We start from the raw sequence: 4401 nt of genomic DNA, 5'->3' as shown, positions 1-4401 counted from the left end.
CGACGTCGATATGTAGCCTCAGGTCACCTTGTGCCGGACAGCTGACTCCGGACGTCAATGCGGCGGGCGTGGCTATCGGCCAGCAGTGGTTGCAATGCCTATTCGGCATATTGCTGAGCCAGTCGCCGGGTGGTGGCCGAGTCTTTGGCCCGCGCCAATTTGTGCAAACGTGACCCCAGCTGCGGATCAGCCCAATATTGCCCGCGCGGCGTCATCAGGCGTAAGTAGGCCGCGTTATGCAGGTCAGTAGTGCGAGTGCCGGTGTAATCACCGTCTGGCTATCAATCAGTGCGTCCATGGCGTCAGGGTAAGGTAGGCGACGGGGCGGGAGGAGTGACGCGGGGCGTAGAGGGTGACTGGTACGGTGGTGTACGTCGCGAGCCGCGACACTATCTTACCCGTTAACAGGTCCGTCGGGCAGCCCGGAAGGTGTCGGGTGCCTATGTCCACTTTCCCGGATGCCGTTGATTTCCACCTCGGCGCTGAGCAGGCTGCCGCCCTGGTGCTCAATATCCCCAGCAAAGCGCGCCACCGCGCCGTCGCCGCCGTTAATCGTCATACCGCCGTGGCCGCTGATAGGCCCCTCGGCGGTCAGTGCCTGTGAGGTTGACAGCATCGGCGTCTCGAAGCCGGCGCGCTCTTCGGCCTGAACCTGATAGCGTTTGCATTTAACCCGATACTCGTCGCATTCCACCTCGATAATTCTTTCGCGCCGGATAACGATTTTGGCGCCTTCATCACTATAGAGCGCCACCTCAGCGTTTGCCAGCCCTTGCAGCCGGTAGGTGCTGTGTCCGGTGGCAATCACGATACTATGGCGGGTACGGCCGCCCAAGGCACGGCGAATACGCTGGTCGATGTGTACTATCAGGTCAGTCATCTATCTGCTCCCAGCTTTGCCATAACGTTTTGCACCTTTATGGCCCTTGACCTTGCTCACCCGTTTGCTTCCGGGCAGCGTATCCGGCAACCAGACGCCATCCTCGCGCAGCGTCAGCAGGATCTGCAGAGGCAGGCCGCGCCGCCTCTGAAACGTCGGTGCATCAGGTAAAAATGCCGTCAAGACCCTGCGGCTCGCTCTTTTATCCGTACCCGCTGGCCCGGTGCCCACAGCTAGCCTGTGGCGGTACGCAGCCCATGCACCACGGCGGTGATAAGCGGACCGTTAAGGCCTGGCGTCCGCCATCAGCTTGCGGGCGCGAAAATGCACCTCCTCATCGCTGTCGGTATCACCCACCACCGCCACCAGGGGTCGGTAGAGCGGAACGGTTTTATCTTTCACCTGGCTGCGGCGGTCATGGCGGCCGTCGGCCTGTGCGCTGCCGTGCCCCTGGGCCAGTACCGTCACCTCGGAGTAGCTGCTGCTGATATTTTCGCTCACTGCCAGGCGCAGCAGGTTATTGCTTTGGCCGTCGCGCCGCAATATCAGCGTATCCACCGGCGGGGTGCTGTGATCCGGTTCGCCCACCACCAGGGTGCCATCGGCGCTCATTCAGGGCCACAGCTCGCTGGCTTCCGCCGCCTTGCGCAGCGCGCCACAGGCGATATCGCCGGGGTCAATGCTGACTTTTTTGGCGGACAGCGGCGAGGTGGCCTGCAGACGAATGCGGGTGACGCCCAGCGGCCGCAGTATCTGGGTGACCCCCTCCTGCAGGAGCATGTCCCGTGCGCTGAATATCGGGGCCGAGCAGTCAACCAGCACGGCGGCCGAAGAGCGCCCATAAACGCTCAGCGTATGCTGCCCGCGCGCCACCTCGTGGCGCACAGTTCATCCACCTGGCCGGTTATGATAAGCGCGTCACCGGCACGCAGTTCGGCCCGTGCGCCCACCCTGACCGTCCGGCGGCAGACGGGCCTGGCTTAGCCCGACGGTGAACGCCCAGCCCACCGCCGGGGTCAGCAGGTCGGCGTCCACTTCAATATCCAGCCGTCATCATGGGCTACCCCGCCAATCTACAGGGCGATGCGCTCAGTAGTGTTAACGGGCGAAGGCATACAGACGGTCTTCGGGTTGCAGCACGTTGGGGTTGCGCAGGTTGCGATTTAATCGGGCCAGTTCGCTGGCGCGCGCGGCCTCGCCGTACCATTCAAAGGCCAGCAGATGCAGATTGCACGCTTGGATGACCCGCCGCAAAACGCGCGGCGGACGGCGCACTATCAGGGTACGGGCCTGGCTCTGCAGCTGGTAGACCAGCTGCTGCAGCGCAGCGATAAGCCGGCTGTCGTTACGGCCGTCGGGTGCAACGTCACGGACCTGGTGCGCTGTACACTGCTGGGTGTCCATCACGGTGCGCTGTGTCACGATGGCGGTCACGATTAACGCGCGCACCTCCTCACACAGGCGTTCAATATCGCTGCCAGAGAGCGTCGGCGTCTCCTCTTCCGGGCCGCGCCGCTACGTCAACCCACTCCGCTATCGTCACCAGGCGCACGGTCTGGTTAATCAGCTCACGGTCGGCCTGCGGCATAATGCTGGCGCGGTTCAAGGTGGAGGCAAAAACGCCACCCTGACCGCCGGCAGCGCTGGCAGTCACACGCCGTTCGGCAAAGCCGGCCAGCCGTTCGCCCTGACTGCGCACCGCCAGCCAGTCTGACAGCCGCGTCACCTCGCTAAAATTCAACCGGTTACTGAAAGCGGACAGCAGCCTTTTCAGGCCAGAGACAAACGCCGTGGGCATATCAAGGTAGTTCATCACGCTGCCCAGCGAGGTCTGCACCTCGTCGGCCAGCGCCTGCACACATACTCCGCCGAGGCAACCAGATTACTGATGCGGGCGATACCTTCATTGGCGCGCCGCCGGATGGTCGCCAGTGCGTCCGACAACCCGGCGGTGACATGGTCCAGCAGGCCGCCGGTGCGTGGAGTGGTACCGACCGGCGCAAACAAGTGCCTGTTCGGTGCTGGCCTCGACAAACACCAGCTCCACGGTCACCGCATTAAGTGGCTCTACCTCGTGCTCAACGCCCGCTTCCAGTAGCTGCGCGCGCGGCAGCGGGCCATACACCGGGTGAAGTAGCTCACCGCGGGACCAGGGACTTTTAGCGCCGCCAGAAACGCCTTGAGGCGCGTCTGGTAGCCGTTGCCCCAGAACAGCGCCGACAGGCGCAGGCCCAGTGCTTTCAGCCCGTGGTCTTCCACACTCCGCTCCGTCGCGCCAACATACACCACCGTGTCGTGGGCCAGCACCTCGCGGGTGTAGAGGCAATCGAAGGCGATGTCCCGGAACGACGCCGGCAGCAGCATATCGACACCCAGCTGCCCGAACAGTGGATAAATAGTGTAACCATCAGTGTCGTCTCCCGTCACGCGCCAGACGCGTCTCCACGGCAGTGGCAATCTCGCGCCTGTCCAGCGTGACGCTGACATTCACGGCGGGGGCTGCGGTGGTGGCCCCATTCAGGGCGATGCGGCTGTCGCGCTCACTGAGGTTAAAATTGACCGCCACATTTTGCAGCGGCGCCATCTCTTTGAGCTCAGCCCCGATGGCCGTGGCGTTTTTCATCACCTTCGGCAGATTAGGAAAAGGCTTTTTCCTTCGGCAGGGAGCGCAGCATGATTTCCAGCGCTTCCATGGCCAGGCCGGGGGTGGCGCAGCCGGCGTGTGTGGCAGCGCGAATGTGCTGGTCAATGACCGTCAGGCCCGCCTCGCGCACGCTCGCGTTATCATTGCGGTAGGCAAATTTGGCCAGCTTACGCAGGTGCGCATCGTAGTCCATCTGGCAGGTGATGGGCTGGCGCAGTGTCATGGCCCCCGCGACCAGCCTGGAGCCAAGGGACAGCGTGCCCTTGAGCCAGCAGCATTGCTGGCGCTCAACCCCTGCCATCTCCTGACGCAGCCGGGCAATGCTAGTCTGCATCCTGTCATAGGCGCGCACCTGCTCGCTGGCCGACATGGTGCCGCTGCGCGCCAGGCGCTGATGCCGTACTGTCCGAGTCGGACAAGGGCGAAACGGTAGTCGCGCAGGCGGGCGTCAGCGCGCTGAGCTTTTTTTTCGCCTTGTGGCGGTACACTGAATTTAGCCACCTGAACAGAGGTGATATGCTCACCTCAGAACAACACGGGTGCACACCAATGAAAAGAAGAAATTTTAGTCCTAAATTCAAACGCGAATCCGCTCAACTGGTTGTCGACCAAAATTACACCGCCGCGCCAGCAGCAAAAGCCATGGACGTCGGCCTTTCTACGATGACGAAATGGGTAACAACTGCGTGATGAGCGACAGGGGAAAACACCAAAAGCCTCTCCCATAACCCCGAAACAAATCGAAATACATGAGCTCAAGAAGAAGGTACAACGCATTGAAATGGAAAACGAAATATTAAAAAAGGCTACAGCGCTCTTGATGTCAGACTCCCTGAACAGTTCTCGTTAATCGGGAAACTCAGAGCGCATTATCCTG

Annotated in this window: 11 protein-coding genes and 1 pseudogene; 1 reads left to right on the top strand and 11 read right to left on the bottom strand. The window is 61.8% G+C overall.

Features of this window, described 5'->3' with window-relative positions; all coding sequences use genetic code 11:
- Positions 1–98: 98 nt before the first annotated feature.
- The 11 genes from ACTBDU_RS16045 to ACTBDU_RS15995 all read right to left on the bottom strand — a co-directional run bounded on the left by ACTBDU_RS16045 (position 99) and on the right by ACTBDU_RS15995 (position 3894).
- Positions 99–215: a phage GP46 family protein gene (locus ACTBDU_RS16045; RefSeq protein WP_438807171.1), complete on the bottom strand. Its 117-nt coding sequence runs from the start codon at positions 213–215 to the stop codon at positions 99–101.
- Positions 216–394: 179 nt separating this feature from the next.
- Positions 395–880: a hypothetical protein gene (locus ACTBDU_RS16040; RefSeq protein WP_438807170.1), complete on the bottom strand. Its 486-nt coding sequence runs from the start codon at positions 878–880 to the stop codon at positions 395–397.
- Positions 881–1063 carry a hypothetical protein gene (locus ACTBDU_RS16035; protein WP_438807169.1) on the bottom strand — a complete coding sequence of 61 codons (183 nt, stop codon included), beginning with the start codon at positions 1061–1063 and terminating at the stop codon, positions 881–883.
- A gap of 102 nt (positions 1064–1165) precedes the next feature.
- Positions 1166–1492, bottom strand: coding sequence for a hypothetical protein (locus tag ACTBDU_RS16030; RefSeq protein ID WP_438807168.1), 327 nt, complete (start codon positions 1490–1492; stop codon positions 1166–1168).
- Complete coding sequence (locus tag ACTBDU_RS16025) at positions 1493–1765, bottom strand: hypothetical protein (protein WP_438807167.1); 273 nt, start codon at positions 1763–1765, stop codon at positions 1493–1495.
- Positions 1766–1978: 213 nt separating this feature from the next.
- Complete coding sequence (locus tag ACTBDU_RS16020) at positions 1979–2302, bottom strand: hypothetical protein (RefSeq protein ID WP_438807166.1); 324 nt, start codon at positions 2300–2302, stop codon at positions 1979–1981.
- Between the two features lie 43 nt (positions 2303–2345).
- The gene (locus ACTBDU_RS16015; RefSeq protein WP_438807165.1) at positions 2346–2738 is read right to left on the bottom strand and encodes a hypothetical protein; all 393 of its coding nucleotides are present in this window, start codon (positions 2736–2738) and stop codon (positions 2346–2348) included.
- Positions 2693–2887, bottom strand: a complete 195-nt coding sequence (locus ACTBDU_RS16010; RefSeq protein WP_438807164.1) for a hypothetical protein — start codon at positions 2885–2887, stop codon at positions 2693–2695. Before ACTBDU_RS16010 ends, ACTBDU_RS16015 begins: the two co-directional genes overlap by 46 nt.
- 60 nt (positions 2888–2947) lie before the next feature.
- Entirely contained in the window at positions 2948–3307 is a 360-nt protein-coding gene (locus tag ACTBDU_RS16005; protein ID WP_438807163.1) for a DNA circularization N-terminal domain-containing protein, read from the bottom strand.
- On the bottom strand, positions 3288–3503 hold the full coding sequence (locus tag ACTBDU_RS16000) for a hypothetical protein (protein ID WP_438807162.1): 216 nt from the start codon (positions 3501–3503) through the stop codon (positions 3288–3290). Before ACTBDU_RS16000 ends, ACTBDU_RS16005 begins: the two co-directional genes overlap by 20 nt.
- A 13-nt stretch (positions 3504–3516) precedes the next feature.
- Positions 3517–3894 carry a hypothetical protein gene (locus ACTBDU_RS15995; RefSeq protein ID WP_438807161.1) on the bottom strand — a complete coding sequence of 126 codons (378 nt, stop codon included), beginning with the start codon at positions 3892–3894 and terminating at the stop codon, positions 3517–3519.
- Between the two features lie 179 nt (positions 3895–4073).
- Here ACTBDU_RS15995 and ACTBDU_RS15990 point away from each other — a divergent pair.
- A pseudogene (locus ACTBDU_RS15990) lies at positions 4074–4401 on the top strand (transposase); the annotation flags it as partial.

The organism is Sodalis sp. (in: enterobacteria), assembly GCF_051710625.1.
GTDB lineage: Bacteria > Pseudomonadota > Gammaproteobacteria > Enterobacterales > Enterobacteriaceae > JBPESN01.
This window is presented reverse-complemented; position numbering and strand designations above follow the sequence as displayed.

What these genes read in the sequence shown, in the direction of transcription:
- ACTBDU_RS16045 (WP_438807171.1), bottom strand. Translation starts at nt 215, where the DNA reads ATGACGCCGCGCGGGCAATATTGGGCTGATCCGCAGCTGGGGTCACGT.
- ACTBDU_RS16040 (WP_438807170.1), bottom strand. Translation starts at nt 880, where the DNA reads ATGACTGACCTGATAGTACACATCGACCAGCGTATTCGCCGTGCCTTG.
- ACTBDU_RS16030 (WP_438807168.1), bottom strand. Translation starts at nt 1,492, where the DNA reads ATGAGCGCCGATGGCACCCTGGTGGTGGGCGAACCGGATCACAGCACC.
- ACTBDU_RS16000 (WP_438807162.1), bottom strand. Translation starts at nt 3,503, where the DNA reads ATGAAAAACGCCACGGCCATCGGGGCTGAGCTCAAAGAGATGGCGCCG.
- ACTBDU_RS15995 (WP_438807161.1), bottom strand. Translation starts at nt 3,894, where the DNA reads ATGTCGGCCAGCGAGCAGGTGCGCGCCTATGACAGGATGCAGACTAGC.